Raw genomic sequence first — 16,200 nt, forward strand, 5'->3', positions numbered from 1 at the left:
CGCCGTCGCTCCGTGGAGCCTGCTTCACGAGCCTCCAAGGCGGCTCGTGGCCTCCGCTGAGCGGTGGTCGTGCGTTCAGTGCGTGAGCTGGAGGAACAGCAGGTCTCCCGCGCCTCGCGAGGTGTACGACGCGTCTCCGGGCGCCAGGGCTTTCGTGAAGGGAACGCAGAGCCGGGCCTGGCCACCATACGTGACTTGGAGGGCCACGCTGTCCGGCGCGGTGCTCCCCAGCTCCCGGGCGTCGAGGTGCTTCCCCGTGCTGTCGTAGCGCGCGACGAAGTGGAGGACTTCACCCCGTGAGAGCGCCGTGCTCCCGAGCGCGCCGCCTCCGAGGTCCAGCTTCGCGTCCCGCGTCCAGCCGGCGACGACCAGCTCGCCCTTCGAGCTGCGGCCCAGGGACTGGCCGCGCGCGGCTCCCGCGCCGCCCATGACGCGCGCCCAGCCATCCGCCGCCGTCTCGTGCAGCGTACCGAGCAGCACGTCCTCGCTCGCCTCGACCTCCTTCCCGTCGAAGGAGAACCGGCCGCTGACGTCACCGACGAAGGCCACGTCCCCACGTGCCATGGGCGTGAGCGCACGGATGCTGCCCTTGGCTCCGTTGAACGCGCGGAACCACTGCGGCGTGCCGTTCGCGGAGAGCTTGCCGAGGAACGGCGTCTCTCCGCCCGTCGCGTTCAGCAGCCACGAGTCCGTGTGCCCGCCGATGTAGATGAAGCCCGCTCCATCCGTGGCGAGTGCCTCCGCGCTCGAGCCCTCGTCCCCACCAGGAAACGCGAGCGACCACTCGTGCGCCCCGCTCGCATGGAACTTCGCGAGGAAGAGGGCGGGCACGGAGTCATCCCGCGTCCGGTTCCCCGGGTCCGCGTAGAGCCTCCCGCGCCCCAGGCCCATCTCACCCGTGAAGTGGCCCGTGATGATGACGCTCCCTCGCGAGTCGAGCGTCACCGCCTGTGCCCTCGCGAGCCCCGAGCGCGTGTCCGAGATCTCCGCGCGGAAGCCTCGGGACCACAGCGGTGTCCCTTCCGGGGACAGCTTGAGCAGGAAGATGCCGGACGCCACCGACGCCTCCTCGATGTACGTCAGCGCGCCCGTGCCCAGGTCTGGGTCACCCTGATACGCGCCCACGACCCAGACCTCACCCGAGGTCGCCACCGCGAGCCCCGTGGCCTCCACGCGCTCGCCCACCGCGTAGGCTCGCGACCACTGGTGCGAGCCATCCGCGCCGTAGCGCGCCACGACGAGTCCTCGCTCGCCCTGGAAGATTTCGCCGCCGAAGTCACCGCTGTCCTTGAAGGTGCCCGCGACGAGGAAGTCGAGCCCATCCTCCGCGCTCGCCATCGCCGTGACGCGCTCGTCTCCTGCTCCACCTCGATGCCAGCTCCAATCCGGTGCGGGTGTCCGAGGAGGCGCCGTCGGCTCCCGTGTCTCCACCACGAGGCGCGGCCGCATCGCCGGGTCCACGTCCTCGCGCGAGGCGAAGTCCGCGCCGTCGATGTCCGTCGAGAAGAGTCCGAAGTCCCGCGTGCCGTTCCCCGTCACCGCGGACGTCACATCCAGCTCCACCCAGCGGCCGGCGCGCACCTCCTTCGCGTCAGACAACGCGGGGCCCACCGCGGCGGGCTGCCGGTCGAACGTGACGCTGTCCTCCTTCCAGTCGGAGTCCACCAGCCGGACGACAGGCCCATGGCCCGAGCCGTTCGTCACGAACAGTCGCAACACCGCGCGCTTCACCGGTCCCTTCAGCCCCGACACCTCGAAGCGCAGGAAGGAGCGGTACTCGACGGGGGCGTCGTCCACGTAGAGCTGTGACGCGGCGCCGAAGTTCTTGTCGGGCCTGACGGAGTCGACGTGGGCATCCGCGACGGCGACGAAGGTGCCGCCTCCGGTCGCGAAGTCGCCCTGCTGGTCCAGGGGCGTCACCGCTTCGGGTGACGTGAGGCCGCCACAGTGCGGCAGCAACGCCAGGACCGCCATCGCCCCCGCCTCTCGCCATCCCCGCTTCCTGCTTCCGTGCATCGTCCCCCCCACGCCACGTGCTCGCGAGGAGGCCGGCTGTGCATCGAGGGTGCCGCGCGCGGACGTGCGCAGCCCGACCCTCGCCTCATCCCGAGGGACGAGGCGAGGGGCAAGGCGCTTCCTCCGAGGAAGAAGACGGGGGCCCGGAGTGGGGCGCTACAGCCCGCCCGCTTCCAGCGCGCCACCCAACCCCGGGAAGGGCTTGGTCAGCACGGCCTGGAACACGATGTCCTCGAGGACAATCTCGACGGGGAACCGGGGCGTGCCCAGCCCGCTGCGCACGACGGTGTTGCTGACGATGAACCAGACGCGCCGCTTGCCCACGGCGTCCTTCAGCGCGGGATGGTCCAATCGGATGGGGGTGCGGGTCTCCGGGTCGAAGTCCCGCGTGGGGAGGATCTCCGCCGCCTGCGCGTAGTACGCGGGCCGGTTCAGGTCCGAGTAGACGAGGGGCTCGTCCGGTGTGGCCTGCCCGGTGAAGGACAGCCGCATGGACGTGCGCAGCGTCAGCGACGGGGACGGGTTGACGATGGTGAATGTGGAGGAGACCTCCTCCACGACGATGTCCAGGTCCTCGGTGTTGACCGACTCCTCGGGCAGGTCGAGCGCCACCTCGGCGTAGACGGGCTGGAGCACGGAGGTGACGGGCACGCGCACGTCGAAGGGCTCGGTCGCGATGTCGATGCGCGCCGAGCAGCCGGACAACATCAGGACACTGCAGGCGAAGAGGGCGCGCATCATCGGAAGGACCAGGAGACATCGAAGACGGGAAGGACGGGGAGCGTCTCGCCGGGGACGGCCGGGTCGCTCAGGTCGACATACGTGGCGCCCAGGCCCAGGCCGAAGCCCTCGCCGCCGTAGCGGATGCCCGCGGCGGCGCGCAGCTTCGCGCCACCCTTCACCCGCACGCCGGCCTCCGCGACCACGGACCAGTGCCCGACGAAGTTGAAGGCCGCGCCGCCGGTGAAGGACAGGTAGTCGGTGGTGTAGCGCGCGTAGCGGGCCTCGCCCTGCACCAGCAGCCGGCCGAGCGACAGGCCGTAGACGGCGTAGAACGAGGGGCCCTGGAGCTCGGGCTCGAAGCGTTGCAGGCCGGTCGTCCGGGACTCGACGATGCCCGAGTAGACGGAGGCGCCGACGAAGTGCGTGTAGCGCGCGCCCAGGACGAAGCGGTGCGGGCCGGACGCGAGCGCCCAGCGCAGGCCCAGGTTGGGTGCGAGCAGCAGGTCCGCGTAGACGGAGGTGTCCAGCGCGAGCCCCGCGAACAACGGCAACGCGGAGCGCTGCAGCCCGAGCACGGGCGCGTCGATGACCTCCGCCGCGTCCGAGCCCATCAGACGCGCGGTGTTGGTGCGCACGCCCACCGAGGGCTCCGCGGAGGCGGGCAGGGGAGACAGCCAGGCGACGAGGAGACTGCACAGGGCGGCGGTTCCGGTGCCAATGGCTCGCACGCGAGAACGTCTGGAGTGTTTCAAATGGGGTGCTCCTGAAGTGGGCGACGCGGGTCCGGCGTGCGCCTCACGTGCGTCATCCTCGCACTGGGGTCATCTGCTCGCCAACCACCGACGGCCGGCGTCACGCGAAGGGGGGAGGCAGTGCTGACACCGGATGTCGGGTGGCCAGCACCCATGGTCCGGTATGCCATGCTCGTCCAAGGGACGCTTGTCGGGGACATTGCATGCGAATTCGCTGGGCAGTGCCGCTGCTCCTGCTGATGTGCATCACGGGCTGCGCGACGACCCGCACCGTGCGGCTGGAGACCGGGCAGGATTCTTTCGTTGTCACTCCAAGGGAGGAGCCCGACGCGGAACTGGCGTCCGTCGAATTGGATGACGAAGAGTTCGAAGCGGCTCTCACGGTGCTTGCGCGGGACGTTCGCCCGCAGCGCAACCCCATGCGGCAAGCGAGAGACCTCTTCGGCGTTCCGCCCCGAGGTGGCGTGTATGGCTATGAGGACCACCCGCCTCGGCTGACACTCCAGTCTCGAGAAGATGCGGACGGCCTTCGCCTGCTGGAGGCCTACGCCGACGAAGAGCTGACGCGTGCCTATGGCCTGTGGTGCGAGCGCAAGGACCGGCCTGGCGACTGCCTGCGCCTGTTGGAGGAAGGCCCCTTGCTGGCCAGCGACGGCAAGTTCACCTGGGCCTTCGCCATCGCGATGGATTCGGTGTGGGAGGAGACCGCCGAAGCCTTGGAGGACATGGTGGACCCCGTCGCGGTCATGTCCACCATCACCGCCGGCGCGACGATGTATCTCATGCTCTGGGCGCTACCGGAGCCGCTCTCGAAAGGTGTCGCGGCGACCTTCACAGCCCTCGCTATCGCCTACCTGGGCGTGGATACGGTCTGGCGTTTGCTGGACGGCTGGCTGACGTTGGTGCGCGAAGTGGAGCGGGCGACGACCTACGCACAGCTCCATGCGGCGAGTGAAGCGTATGGAGAAGTGTTGGGGGAGAACGCGGCGCGCGTCTTCGTGATGCTGGCGACGGCCGCGGTGGGTAGCACCGCGGGTCTGGCGTCGAAGGCCGTGGGGCTGCCGGGGTCCGCCCAGGCGGCTCTCGCCGTGGAGTCTCAGGCGGGCATTCGTTTTGTCGCTGTCGGAGGCGTGCGGACCGTCGCCGTGACGGCGGAGGGCTTCACCCTGGCGCTCGCTCCCACCGCCATGGCCATGGCGAACCAGGGCATGAGTGGTGGTGAGCGACACCACATCGCCACGAACAAGAACGATGTCTCATCCACGAGAGGTGGACCCTGGTCGCCGCGATTCAGGAAGCTGTTCGCGAGGGCTGGCATGGAGCTCAAGGATCCTGAAAACATCGTCAGGGTCTCTGGTCACAAAGGGCCTCACCCGAAGAAGTACCATGACGCGGTCTTCTTGCGGCTCCAGGATGCATTGGGCCCGTGCCGGACGGTGGAGGCTTGCCGCACGGCCCTCACGCGGGAGCTGCGCAACCTCGCCACAGAAGCGCAGACTCCGGGAACGGTCCTCAACAGGCTTGTGACTCAGGGTAAGTAGGACCCTCGAGCAATCCACCATGCCGAATCCATCGCGATACTTCAGGCTCATGGAGAACGTCCAGGCAGGGAACTGGTACCTGGGCGATCCGCTCACGAAGCAGGGACACGAGCTGGAGGACTTCAGGGAATTCTCATCGGGACGGCCCGCTCACGTCTCCGACCGCCTGACGGTTCCCATCGACGAGCCCGGGAGGCGATTGGATTTCAGCACCGCGGGTGCTGGAGCGACCCCCATCGTGCACGTCAGGGTGGCCACCCTCTTCGCGGAAATGGCCCCGAGCGACGTGCAGTTGATCCCCGTGAGCATCAAGGGCTGCCCCGATGAATACCTCATCCTCGTCGCGACGCGCCTCGTCCGATGTATCGACGATGAAGCCTCTGAAGAGGTGCTGTACTGGAAGCCGGAGGATGAGCGCCCGGACAAGCTCGGCATGTATCGAAGCGTCTTCGGGATGCGGATCGACCCCGCTCAAGTGGGTGACGCCAAGGTGTTCCGTCCCTGGGGATGGTCTGGCGTGCTCATCGTCTCCCAGGACATCAAGGCGGTGCTGGAGCGCGCGAACGTCACGGGCGCGGAGTTCGAGGAGGTCTAGTCAGATGGGCACGCTGTCGCCTGTGGGCTACCCTCGCGAGGAATGAGGAGCATCGAAGCCGTGGACGTCGAGCAAGAGCACGCAGGGGAGGAGCGGGAGCGCGCGCTGGAGCTGCTGCGCCGGTTCGGCTGGAACGCCACGTCCTTCCAGGTGCTGATGCCGGGCTTCCGCTACTGGTTCGACCCTGCGGGTGACGCCTTCGTCGCGTACGTGGACACGGGCGGCGCGTGGGTCGCCGCCGGAGCGCCCATCGCCTCGGAGGCGTCCCTGGCCCGCGCGGCGGAGGGCTTCCGTGCAGCCGCGAGGCGCGAGGGTCGGCGCGTGTGCTTCTTCGCCACCGAGCCGCGCTTCACCGAGGCCGTCCCCATGGAGTCGCTCTCCATCGGCGAGCAGCCGGTGTGGGATCCCTCCCGCTGGGACACCGTGGTGCGCGGCAGCAAGAGCCTGCGTGAGCAGCTGCGCCGCGCGCGCGCTCATGGCGTCGCGGTGCGCGAGCTGCCCTCGCAGGCGCTCGAGGACGCGGAGCACCCCTCGCGGCAGGCGCTGGAGCGGCTCAAGAAGCGGTGGCTCGCGTCGCGGCGCATGGCCCCCATGGGCTTCCTGGTCCAGCTGCGCCCGGACTCCTTCGCGCGCGAGCGACGCGCCTTCGTCGCCGAGTCGAAGGGCGAGCTCATGGGCTTCCTGCTCGTGTCCCCCGTCTACGCGCGCGACGGCTGGTTCCTCCAGGACCTGGTGAGAGATCCGGAGTCCCCCAATGGCACCGCGGAGGCCCTGGTGGACGCGGCCATGCGCACCGCCGCCGCCGAGGACCGCCGCTACGTGACGCTGGGCCTCGCGCCCCTCTCCGGCCCGGTGCGCCCGTGGCTGCGCCTGGCGCGCGCCTGTGGCCGGCCCCTGTTCGACTTCGAGGGCCTGCGCACCTTCAAGGCGAAGTTCCGCCCCGACTCCTGGGTGCCGCTTCACCTCTCGTATCCCGAGCCACGGGCCGGCGTGCTCGCCGTCTACGACGCACTGCGAGCCTTCGCGCGCGGCAGCCTGGTGCGCTTCGGCGTCGCCACGCTGCTCAGGCGCCCCCGCCTGCTGGTGCACGCCCTCGCTGTGCTGCTCGTGCCCTGGACGGCGCTGCTCGCGCTGCCCACCACCACGCGCTGGTTCCCGTCCCTGCGCGTGCAGTGGAGCTGGGTGCTGTTCGACGTGGCGCTGGCCGCGGGCCTCTTCTCGCTGGTGCGCCGCTGGCGCAACGGGCTGGCCACCGCCCTGGTGTGCCTCACCGCCGCGGACGCGTGCCTCACCTTCGTCCAGGCCGCCGTCTACAACGCGCCCCGCGCGCGCGGCCCCGTCGACTGGCTGGTCATCACCGCCGCCATCCTCGCGCCCGCCACCGCCTCCGGCCTGCTCGTGCGCGCTCGCGACTTCCGCCTGCCCGCGCGCTGACGCGCCGCGCTCATTCCCTGGCGGACATCCCGCCCTCGCGGGTTTCCACAGGTCGACACTCCTCCGAAAGTCGCCTGGACCCGAAGGCAGGGAGAATGGTGTTTTCCGGAAAGAGCTGTTCCGGCTTCGGGCGCCGCGACTTTCTCGCGGCGCCGTCCGTCGCCGGTTGGGAGGGGTGACCATGCGAACGCCGTGGGGCGTTGCCCTGTCGCTCGCCGTGTTGCTGTGGGTCCACGAGAGCCACGCCGCGCCCGAAGCCCCGCGCTCGGCTCCGCCACCCTCGCCGTTGCCGCCCGGGGTGTCGGCCGTGCTGTGGAAGCTGTCGGTGCCGGAGAGCGCGGCGCCCACGCCGGAGCGGGTGGCGTTGGGAGAGAAGCTCTACAACGAGAAGCGTCTGTCCCTGGATGACAGCGTGTCGTGCGCCACGTGCCATGACCCGGCCAAGGGCTTCACGGACCACCTGCCGGTGTCGGCGGGCGTGAAGGGCCAGTTCGGCATGCGCAACAGCCCCACGGTGCTCAACGCGCTCTTCAACGCCTCGCAGTTCTGGGACGGGCGCGCGGCGACGCTGGAGGACCAGGCGAAGCTGCCCATCCTCAACCCGGTGGAGATGGCCATGCCGTCCCCCGAGGCCGTGGTGGCCAAGCTCAAGGGCATCCCCGAGTACGTCACCGCCTTCCAGCAGGTCTTCAAGCGCGACATCAACTACGACGACCTGGCCGCGGCCATCGCCGCCTTCGAGCGCACGCAGTTCTCCGGCAGCGCCCGCTTCGACCGCTTCATCCACGGCGAGACGAAGGCGCTCAACGAGTCCGAGCGCCGGGGCTGGGCGCTGTTCAACGGCAAGGCGCGCTGCAACTCGTGCCACGCGGGCAACGCCGTGTCGCCGCTGTTCAGTGACCAGAAGTTCCACAACATCGGCGTCTCCGCCCACAACCAGGACTTCCCGCAGCTGGCCCGCGAGGGCCTGAAAATCGTCCGCCTGGGCGACGAGAAGCAGATCGACGAGCTGGCGCTCCAGACGCGCTTCTCCGAGCTGGGCCGCTTCTTGGTGACCAAGCAGGAGAACGACGTGGGGGCCTTCAAGACGCCCACGCTGCGCAACGTGGGCATCACCGCCCCGTACATGCACGACGGCACGCTCGCGACGCTGTGGGACGTCATGGACCACTACAACAAGGGCGGCGTGGCCAACCCGTTCCTCGATGGGGGGATGCAGCGGCTGGGGCTGACGGAGCCCGAAATCGACGACCTGGTGGCCTTCCTCTTCACGCTCACCGACGAGCGCTTCACGAAGCTCAATGGCCAGGAGCTGGCGAAGCAGCGCGCGCGCAAGAACAAGCGCCCGGAGCGCGACACCGCGGTGGCGATGGGGAAGAAGGGGAACCTGGGAGACCTGGCGCCCAATCCGGACCTGGCGGTGAAGAACCCGGCGGACATCGGCGCGTATGGCACCGAGACGCTGCCCAAACCCGCTTCGACGAAGCAGCCCTGAGGAGGCGCCGTCCATGGGGAACAAGTTCCGCAGCATCGAGACGAAGCACCACGAGGAGCGCGACGCCTTCTTCGAGGGCCTCAAGCGCCTGGACCGCCGGGCCTTCCTGCGCGTGGCGGGCATGTCCGCCGGTATCGTCGCCGGCATGGGCCTGCGCACGCCGCAGAGCTTCCAGCTGGTCAACGTGGCCGAGGCGCAAGGCACCAAGCCGCGCTTCACCTTCGCGTACATCTCCGACACGCACCTGTACGAGCAGAAGCTCAATGACCGCTTCGTGCGCTCCATCCTGAAGGCGGTGGACGACGTCAACGGGCTGGACCCGCAGCCGGACTTCGTCCTCTTCGGCGGGGACCTCGCCCAGCTGGGCGCGCCGGGCGAGCTGAAGCTGGGCGCCCAGATTCTCAAGAGCGTCAAGGCGCCCGTGAAGATGATGGTGGGCGAGCACGACTGGTTCCTCGACATGGGGGACATGTGGAAGGACCTGTTCGGCGCGCCGAACTACTCGTTCGACCACAAGGGCGTGCACTTCGTGGTGCTCAACTCCATCCTGGAGAAGGACTTCTGGACGGAGCGCAAGCTCACGCCGAAGGAGCGGATGCAGATTGTCGCGGGCCTGGACAACGGCATCCAGTCCCGCTTCGAGGTGGGCGAGCCGCAGCGCGCCTGGATGAAGCAGGACCTGGCGAAGGTGGACAAGAAGACCCCGGTCATCGTCTTCAGCCACTCGCCGCTCTACAAGTACTACCGCCCCTGGAACTTCTGGACGGACGACGCGGACGAGGTCCAGGCGCTGCTCAAGCCCTTCGACAAGGTCACCGTCATCCACGGGCACACGCACCAGCTGTTGTCGAACCGCATCGGCAACATCCAGTTCCACGGGATGCTGTCCACCGCGTGGCCGTGGCCGTACGCGCCCGAGGGCCTGCCGCAGCTCACGGTGCAGATGAACCGGCCGGACCCGTTCAGCCAGTTCGACGGGTGCGGAGACGGACGCATGGACGTGCTGGAGTCGGGTCTGGTGGACAAGCTGTACAACCTCTGGGAGCGCAACCCCATCACCGTCCGGGCCAGCTACCTGGGCTCGGGTGGGAAGCAGGACGCGCCGCCCCGGACGAAGCTTCCGAGCTACTGAGCGCGAGGCGACACGATGAACTTCCGGATGAAGCTGTGGGTGGGAACCGGAGCGCTGCTGTCCTTCGCGGGAGGCGTGGCCCTGGCCACCAGCCCCGCCGAGCGCCCCAAGGCGTCCTCGCTGAAGACAGAGCCGCTGCCGCGTCACCAGGTGCCCGTGTCGAAGGACGGCAACCTGGTGGTGGGCATGTGCGACGGCCAGACGTCCCTGGAGGTCAAGGGCGTCAAGGAGGGCGAGTCGCTCACGCGCGAGCAGGCCCAGCGCGTGTCCGACGAGCTGATGGCCGCGTGGCACCAGAAGAACCCGGACGCGACGTGGGACCCGCCGCCCGTGCGGCGCGTGGTGGCGCAGGCCCCGCCGCAGAAGCAGCCGCAGCCCAACCCGCCCATGGGCACCAACCAGCCCTCGACGGGCGGCGTGGTGCGCGAGGGCGGCGTCACGGCGGAGAGCGGCGGCCGCGAGGTGCGCAAGGAGGCCGGCGCGAACATCCAGGATGGCCACTCCTACGGCGCCTTCACGCCTCGCGACGAGGCGGTGTGGGCCGCGTCCACGCAGCAGTTCGTGGAGGAGGGCCACCGCGTGTTCCACGACGCCGCGGCCGTGGGCGGCACCATCGCGGTATCCTGTGACATGTGTCACCCGGATGCATCGAACACCCACCCGGAGACGTATCCGAAGTACCAGGTGCAGCTGGGCCGCGTGGCGCTGCTGCGGGACATGATCAACTGGTGCATCGAGAACCCGGTGCGCGGCAAGCCGCTCGCGGACGGAGACCCTCGGATGCGCGCGATGGAGGCCTACATCTACGCGCAGCGCAAGGGCGTGAAGCTGGAGTACGGGAAGAAGTAGTCCACGTGTGGGCCCGTGCCTCGTTGAAGCGGGGCACGGGTGCACAGTCGCGGCGACGGGCCACCGGAACAGTCCGTGGTCGGTTGGGGGACCGACGAGCCCGGGGCGCACGCGAGGGTTGACGGCGGTGTCCGGAAGGACGATGTCTGGCCGGCAAGACGCATGAGCTTCTCGCCCCCCATCAGCGCTCCCTCCGAAACCGTCAACGCCCTGAGAGACAGGGGCTACGCCGTGCTGGACCGCGCGGGCCTGTCCGAGCTGGTGGGCATCCCCGCCGCGGAGCTGGATTCATGGCGGCCCACCTGGGACGCGCTGCCGACGGACGGCTACCTGCGGGACGGTGGCCGGTATCGCACGCGCCGCCACTCGTGCTTCGTCGTGGAGGGGGACACCGTCACCCCGGTGCCCCACCGCGCGCACTGGCAGCCCGTCGAGTACAACGCCCTGCACGGCGGCCTGGAGCGCTGGTTCGAGCCGATGACGTCCACCGTCATCGAGCGCCCCGAGTGGCCCCGGCTGCTCAGCCGCCTGGCGGCCTGCGGCTCGGCGCTCAAGGGCGCGCAGCCCTGGTACGTGGAGGCGCACCAGTTCCGCATCGACACCACGGACGGCATCGGCCGGCCGACGCCCGAGGGCGCGCACCGCGACGGCGTGGACTTCGTCGTGGTGTTGCTCGTCGGACGCGACGGCATCAAGGGCGGCGAGACGCGCGTGTTCGAGGCCGCTGGCCCCAACGGCATCCGCTTCACGCTGACGGAGCCCTGGTCGGCGCTGCTGCTCGACGACGAGCGCGTCATCCACGAGAGCACGCCCATCCAGCCGCTGGGGGCCTCAGGACACCGCGACACCCTGGTGCTCACCTTCCGCGCCAAGGGCTTCCAGGGCCCCTGAGCCGACGGGGTGACGGGGCGTGGGTGGTGGGGACCCCGCGCTTCAAGGGAAGCTGCCTGCCGTGTGGGAGGAAGCGGGGCCGTGGCCTGGAATGGGCGCGGCCGAGCCGTGTTGGAGGCCCGCCGCATCCCCACCAGGAGACGAGGACCATGGGCAGGTTGTTTGTCGCGCCGCTGCTGACCGGGCTGTTGACCGCTTCGGCGGCGATGGCGGAGGAGGACCCCTTCCTGTGGCTGGAGGAGGTGCAGGGACAGCGCGCGCTGGAGTGGGTGCGCGCGCAGAACGCGAAGACGGAGGCCGTGCTGGAGAAGGACCCGCGCTTCGCGCCCTTCCAGGCCGAGGCGCTGCGCATCTTCACCGCCACGGACCGCATCCCCGGGCCCTCGTTCCGCGCGGGCGGCGTGGACACCTTCTGGCAGGACGCGACGAACCCTCGCGGCCAGTGGCGACACACCACCACCGAGGGCTACGCGAGCCCCACCATCCCCTGGCAGACGGTGCTGGACGTGGACGCGCTGTCGAAGGCGGAGGGCGCCAACTGGATATGGAAGGGCAAGGAGTGCCTGCCTCCCGCGGACCAGCGCTGCATCGTGCGCCTGTCCAACGGCGGCAAGGACGCGGTGGAGGCGCGCGAGTTCGACGCGGGCACGAAGCAGTTCGTCGAGAACGGCTTCAAGCTCACCGAGGGCAAGCAGTCCGTGGACTGGCTGGACACGGACACGCTGCTCGTGGGCCGTGACTGGGGCGGGGACACGCTCACCGAGTCCGGTTACCCGTTCGTGCTCAAGCGCTGGAAGCGCGGCACGCCGGTGGAGCAGGCGACGGAGGTGTTTCGTGGCGAGCGCACGGACGTGTCCGCGTCGCCCATCATCCTGCGGGACGAGGAGGGCGTGCTCCAGGCGGTGTTCGTCAACCGCGGGGTGACGTTCTACGAGTCGGAGCTGTACCTCCTGGGAGACGCGGCGCCCGTGCGGCTGCCGTTCCCGAGGAAGGTGTCCTTCCATGCCTTCCTCCAGGGCCAGGTGGTCTTCACCATCGAGGAGGACTGGGGCGGCTTCAAGCAGGGCGCGCTGCTGGCCTATCCGCTGGCGGCGCTGAAGGCGGACCCGGCGAAGGCGAAGCCCACGCTCATCCTCCAGCCCGGTCCTCGCCAGGGCATCGAGCGCGTGGCGGCCACGCGCAACCTGCTGCTCGTCAACGTGTACGAGGACGTGAAGGGCGCGCTGGACGTCTACACGCCGGGCAAGAAGCGCTGGACGCGCAAGCGGCTGGCGATGCCGAAGAACGCGTCGGTGGAGATCGTCGACACGTCCTCCTCGCACGACCAGGTGTTCGCGGGCGCGGAGGGCTTCCTGGAGCCTGGGTCGCTGTGGTTCGGCGACGCGGCGGCGGGGAAGGTGAAGCGCATCAAGTCCCTGCCGGCGCGCTTCGATGCCTCCAAGCACCGCGTGGAGCAGTTCTGGGTGAAGTCGAAGGACGGGACGAAGGTGCCGTACTTCCTGGTGCGCCCGGTGAAGCCGAAGGTGGCCGGCGTCACGCCGACGGTGGTGTACGGCTACGGCGGCTTCCAGGTGTCCAAGCCGCCCGTCTACCTGCCGGAGATGGGCAAGCTGTGGCTGGAGCGGGGCGGCGCGTACGTCGTCGCCAACATCCGGGGTGGCGGTGAGTTCGGTCCGAGCTGGCACCAGGCCGCCCTGCGCGAGAAGCGCCAGCGCGCGTTCGATGACTTCGCCGCGGTGCTGGAGGACCTGGTGCGCCGCAAGGTGACGTCGCCGAAGCACATCGGCATCTATGGGCGCTCGAATGGTGGCGTGCTCACCAGCGTGGTGATGACGCAGCGGCCGGAGCTGCTCAACGCGGCGGTCATCGAGAGCCCGCTCATCGACATGATGCGCTACCCGAAGCTGCCCGCGGGCGCGTCCTGGGTGGGCGAGTACGGCGACCCGGCGGTGCCCGAGGACGCGGCGTTCATCTCGAAGTACTCGGCCTACCAGAACCTGAAGCCGGGCGTGCGCTACCCCAAGCCGTACATCACCACGAACACGAAGGACGACCGCGTCCACCCGGGACACGCGCGCAAGTTCGCCGCGAAGCTGGAGTCCATGGGGCTGCCGTATCTGTATTACGAGAACACGGACGGCGGGCACAGCAACGACTCCGACCCGATGCTGAACGCGCGCCGGTGGGCGCTGCACCACGTGTACCTGTCGCAGCAGCTGATGGACGCCGCGGCGCCCTAGCTGACGCTCTCCGCGCTGTAGCGGGCGATGAGGCCCGTGCGCACGGCGTGGCGGAAGACGCGGGTGAAGAAGAAGGCGGCCAGCAGGATGTAGAGGATGGCGAGGCCGCCTCCCAGCGCCACCGTGGACCAGGACACCGAGCCACCGGCGACGATGGCTCGCATGCCCTCGAACACGTACGAGGGTGGCAGCATGCGGCTGATGCCCTGCATCCACGAGGGCAGCGTGGACAGCGGGTAGAAGACGCCGACGAACGGGGACAGGAGCGCGGGGATGGGCCAGATGAACCACTCCGCGGACGGCCCCAGCCGCAGCACCACCGCCGTGCCGATGATGCCCAGCGCGATGCCGAAGAGGAACAGCACGAGCAGGAACGGCACCAGCATGGCGCCATAGACGAGCATCGACAGGCCGAACACCGTGCCCGCGACGACGAGCATGACGACGAGGCCCACCGAGCTGGTCGCGATGCTGGAGAGCACCAGCCCCAGCACGTACTCGCTGATGGACATGGGCGTGGCGAAGACGTTGAGGAAGTTGCGCGACCAGACGTCCTCGAAGAAGGCCATCGTCACGCCCTGCATGACGCGGGTGAGGAAGTCCCAGAGGAGGACGGCGCCCAGCAGCGCGGGCACCAGGTCCATGCCGGGCTCGTGGGTGATGGTGCCCAGATAGCGGGTGATGAAGCCCCACAGGACGATGTCGATGGCCACCCACGCGAAGAGGGGGAAGACGCGCGAGGGGCTGCCCTTGAGCAGGTAGAACTGGCGCAGGACGACGGCGGCGGCGCGGGACAGTCGCATGGCTTCAGTGATTTCCCAGCGCGAGCGGCTCGCGGGCGACGGTGATGAACAGCTCCTCGAGCGTGGCCTTGCCGTGCTCCCGCGGCAGCTTGCGAGGGTCTCCCTGGAGCAGCACCTTGCCGCGCGACATGAAGAGGACGCGGTCGCAGACCTCCTCGACCTCGTACATGTTGTGGGACGTCCACAGCACGCCGCCGGTGCCCTGGGCCGCGAAGTCGCGGATGCGGGCGCGGATGTCCTTCGCGGTGGCCGGGTCCAGGGACGCGGTGGGCTCGTCGAGCAAGAGCAGCTGTGGCTGGTTGAGCATGGCCTTGGCGAGCGCCACGCGGGTCTGCTCGCCCGAGGACAGCACGCCGCTCTTGGTGTCGCGGAAGCGCACGAGGTCGAATTCCTTCAGCAGGGTCTCGATGCGCTGGGAGACGTGCTTCACGCCGTAGATGAGCCCGAAGTAGCGCAGGTTCTGCTCGACGGTGAGGTTGCCGGGCAGGGGCGCGTAGACGGCGGCGAAGTTGGTGCGCTCCAGGGCCTGGGAGCGGTGCTTCGCCAGGTCCACGCCCTGGATGTGGATGGAGCCGGAGGTGGGCTCGAGCACGCCGAGCACCATGTTGATGGTCGTGGTCTTGCCGGCGCCGTTGGGGCCGAGCAGCCCGACGATTTCGTTGCGGCCCACCTCGAAGGAGATGCCGTCGACGGCGACGGTGCCCGCGTAGGTCTTGCACAGCTCGCGCACGGCGAGCACGGGGGAGGAGCTGGAGGCGGGCATCAGGTGTGGATCTTCTCGTTCCGGGCGAGCATGTCGACGTACTCGGCGATCTTGCGGGCGCGGGTCTCCGCCTTCTTGACGTTCTGGACGCGGAACAGGATGGCGTAGCGGTTGACGGAGTTGAGTGTCGCGAAGAACGCCTGGGCGCGCGGGTTGGCGGCCAGGGCCTGGGCGAGGTCCTCCGGCACGGTGGATGTGCGCGCGGAGTCGTAGGCGGCGTCCCAGCGGCCGTTCTTCTTCGCGTTCTCGACTTCGGCCAGCCCCGTGGGGCGCATCTTCCCGGCGTCGATGAGGGCGAGCACCTTCTCGCGGTTGATCTTCGACCAGATGCTGCGCGGGCCGCGTGGGGTGAAGCGCAGCAGGTACGCGGTCTCGTCGAAGCGGCCCTTCTGGCCGTCGATCCAACCCCAGATCAGCGCGACCTCCAGCGCCTCCTGGTAGGTGACCGAGGTGGGGCTGTGGCCCTTCTTCGTGAACTTGAGCCACGCGCCGCGCGAGGTGTGGTGCTTCTCCATCCAGCGGTCGAAGGCGGCGGGGGTCTCGAAGAAGACGATGGGCAGGCCGTCCGTGGGGGCGGGGGCGGACGGTGTCTTCGTCGCTGCGGGCGCGGACTTGGATGGCATGGGCGGGTTTCGAGCGGCGCTGGTGGTGGGCTTCGCGGCCGGGGACTTGTGGGTCACGGCGCTGGCGAGCGTCTTTCGAGCGCCGGCCTTGCGCGGCGCGGTGCTGGCGGTGGGCTTCGTGGCCGAGGACTTGCCGGTCGCCGCGCTGGCCGAGGGCTTCGGGGCGGAGGACTTGCCGCCCCTGGCGCCGCGAGGAGGCGTCTGCGGTGCCACGGACTTCGCGGCGAGGGCGTTCCGGGCGGCCTTCACGGGGGCGGTGGTCTTCCCGCGCTTCGACGCGGGGCGGGAGGACTGCTTCGTCGAGGAGCGGGGCTCGCGGGCAGGGCTCATGGGCCCGGCTTGT

Annotated in this window: 14 protein-coding genes; 8 read left to right on the forward strand and 6 right to left on the reverse strand. The window is 69.5% G+C overall.

The window, feature by feature from the left end; all coding sequences use genetic code 11:
* Positions 1–75: 75 nt before the first annotated feature.
* The 3 genes from K8640_RS26715 to K8640_RS26725 form a co-directional block, all read right to left on the reverse strand.
* Entirely contained in the window at positions 76–1,974 is a 1,899-nt protein-coding gene (locus K8640_RS26715) for a DNRLRE domain-containing protein (protein WP_223749649.1), read from the reverse strand.
* A 198-nt stretch (positions 1,975–2,172) separates the two neighbouring features.
* Positions 2,173–2,757, reverse strand: coding sequence for a hypothetical protein (locus K8640_RS26720; RefSeq protein ID WP_223749650.1), 585 nt, complete (start codon positions 2,755–2,757; stop codon positions 2,173–2,175).
* Positions 2,754–3,467: a hypothetical protein gene (locus K8640_RS26725; RefSeq protein ID WP_223749651.1), complete on the reverse strand. Its 714-nt coding sequence runs from the start codon at positions 3,465–3,467 to the stop codon at positions 2,754–2,756. The genes K8640_RS26720 and K8640_RS26725 overlap by 4 nt, the downstream gene beginning before the upstream one ends.
* A 227-nt stretch (positions 3,468–3,694) precedes the next feature.
* On the opposite strand from K8640_RS26725, the gene K8640_RS26730 reads away from it, so the two are divergent.
* From K8640_RS26730 to K8640_RS26765, 8 genes are all read left to right on the forward strand, one after another.
* A complete protein-coding gene (locus K8640_RS26730) occupies positions 3,695–5,032 on the forward strand; it encodes an AHH domain-containing protein (RefSeq protein WP_223749652.1) in 1,338 nt (445 codons plus the stop codon).
* A gap of 19 nt (positions 5,033–5,051) precedes the next feature.
* Positions 5,052–5,627, forward strand: coding sequence for an imm11 family protein (locus K8640_RS26735; protein WP_223749653.1), 576 nt, complete (start codon positions 5,052–5,054; stop codon positions 5,625–5,627).
* 60 nt (positions 5,628–5,687) lie between these two features.
* Positions 5,688–7,061, forward strand: coding sequence for a DUF2156 domain-containing protein (locus tag K8640_RS26740; RefSeq protein ID WP_223749654.1), 1,374 nt, complete (start codon positions 5,688–5,690; stop codon positions 7,059–7,061).
* A 181-nt stretch (positions 7,062–7,242) separates the two neighbouring features.
* Positions 7,243–8,556, forward strand: coding sequence for a cytochrome-c peroxidase (locus tag K8640_RS26745; RefSeq protein ID WP_223749655.1), 1,314 nt, complete (start codon positions 7,243–7,245; stop codon positions 8,554–8,556).
* A 13-nt stretch (positions 8,557–8,569) separates the two neighbouring features.
* Positions 8,570–9,688, forward strand: coding sequence for a metallophosphoesterase (locus K8640_RS26750; protein WP_141325564.1), 1,119 nt, complete (start codon positions 8,570–8,572; stop codon positions 9,686–9,688).
* 15 nt (positions 9,689–9,703) lie between these two features.
* Positions 9,704–10,537, forward strand: a complete 834-nt coding sequence (locus K8640_RS26755; protein WP_223749656.1) for a c-type cytochrome — start codon at positions 9,704–9,706, stop codon at positions 10,535–10,537.
* Between the two features lie 162 nt (positions 10,538–10,699).
* The gene (locus K8640_RS26760; RefSeq protein WP_223749657.1) at positions 10,700–11,428 is read left to right on the forward strand and encodes a 2OG-Fe dioxygenase family protein; all 729 of its coding nucleotides are present in this window, start codon (positions 10,700–10,702) and stop codon (positions 11,426–11,428) included.
* A 149-nt stretch (positions 11,429–11,577) separates the two neighbouring features.
* Positions 11,578–13,668 (forward strand): prolyl oligopeptidase family protein, encoded by a 2,091-nt coding sequence (locus tag K8640_RS26765; protein WP_223749658.1) that lies wholly within the window; start codon positions 11,578–11,580, stop codon positions 13,666–13,668.
* Here K8640_RS26765 and K8640_RS26770 read toward each other — a convergent pair.
* From K8640_RS26770 to K8640_RS43250, 3 genes are read right to left on the reverse strand one after another with little or no spacing between them, the layout of a single operon-like run.
* Positions 13,665–14,471: an ABC transporter permease gene (locus tag K8640_RS26770; RefSeq protein ID WP_046716604.1), complete on the reverse strand. Its 807-nt coding sequence runs from the start codon at positions 14,469–14,471 to the stop codon at positions 13,665–13,667. The two genes, K8640_RS26765 and K8640_RS26770, sit on opposite strands and share 4 nt — an antisense overlap.
* A 4-nt stretch (positions 14,472–14,475) precedes the next feature.
* Entirely contained in the window at positions 14,476–15,234 is a 759-nt protein-coding gene (locus tag K8640_RS26775; protein ID WP_223749659.1) for an ABC transporter ATP-binding protein, read from the reverse strand.
* Positions 15,234–16,187 carry a YdeI/OmpD-associated family protein gene (locus K8640_RS43250; RefSeq protein ID WP_370640396.1) on the reverse strand — a complete coding sequence of 318 codons (954 nt, stop codon included), beginning with the start codon at positions 16,185–16,187 and terminating at the stop codon, positions 15,234–15,236. Before K8640_RS43250 ends, K8640_RS26775 begins: the two co-directional genes overlap by 1 nt.
* Positions 16,188–16,200 lie beyond the last annotated feature (13 nt).

This window comes from Myxococcus sp. XM-1-1-1 (assembly GCF_020037095.1).
GTDB classification, from domain to species: Bacteria; Myxococcota; Myxococcia; order Myxococcales; family Myxococcaceae; genus Myxococcus; species Myxococcus fulvus.

Coding starts and splice junctions, on each gene's coding strand:
- K8640_RS26715 (WP_223749649.1), bottom strand. CDS start 1,974: ATGGCGGTCCTGGCGTTGCTGCCGCACTGTGGCGGCCTCACGTCACCC.
- K8640_RS26720 (WP_223749650.1), bottom strand. CDS start 2,757: ATGATGCGCGCCCTCTTCGCCTGCAGTGTCCTGATGTTGTCCGGCTGC.
- K8640_RS26730 (WP_223749652.1), top strand. CDS start 3,695: ATGCGAATTCGCTGGGCAGTGCCGCTGCTCCTGCTGATGTGCATCACG.
- K8640_RS26735 (WP_223749653.1), top strand. CDS start 5,052: ATGCCGAATCCATCGCGATACTTCAGGCTCATGGAGAACGTCCAGGCA.
- K8640_RS26745 (WP_223749655.1), top strand. CDS start 7,243: ATGCGAACGCCGTGGGGCGTTGCCCTGTCGCTCGCCGTGTTGCTGTGG.
- K8640_RS26750 (WP_141325564.1), top strand. CDS start 8,570: ATGGGGAACAAGTTCCGCAGCATCGAGACGAAGCACCACGAGGAGCGC.
- K8640_RS26755 (WP_223749656.1), top strand. CDS start 9,704: ATGAACTTCCGGATGAAGCTGTGGGTGGGAACCGGAGCGCTGCTGTCC.
- K8640_RS26760 (WP_223749657.1), top strand. CDS start 10,700: ATGAGCTTCTCGCCCCCCATCAGCGCTCCCTCCGAAACCGTCAACGCC.
- K8640_RS26765 (WP_223749658.1), top strand. CDS start 11,578: ATGGGCAGGTTGTTTGTCGCGCCGCTGCTGACCGGGCTGTTGACCGCT.
- K8640_RS26770 (WP_046716604.1), bottom strand. CDS start 14,471: ATGCGACTGTCCCGCGCCGCCGCCGTCGTCCTGCGCCAGTTCTACCTG.
- K8640_RS26775 (WP_223749659.1), bottom strand. CDS start 15,234: ATGCCCGCCTCCAGCTCCTCCCCCGTGCTCGCCGTGCGCGAGCTGTGC.
- K8640_RS43250 (WP_370640396.1), bottom strand. CDS start 16,187: ATGAGCCCTGCCCGCGAGCCCCGCTCCTCGACGAAGCAGTCCTCCCGC.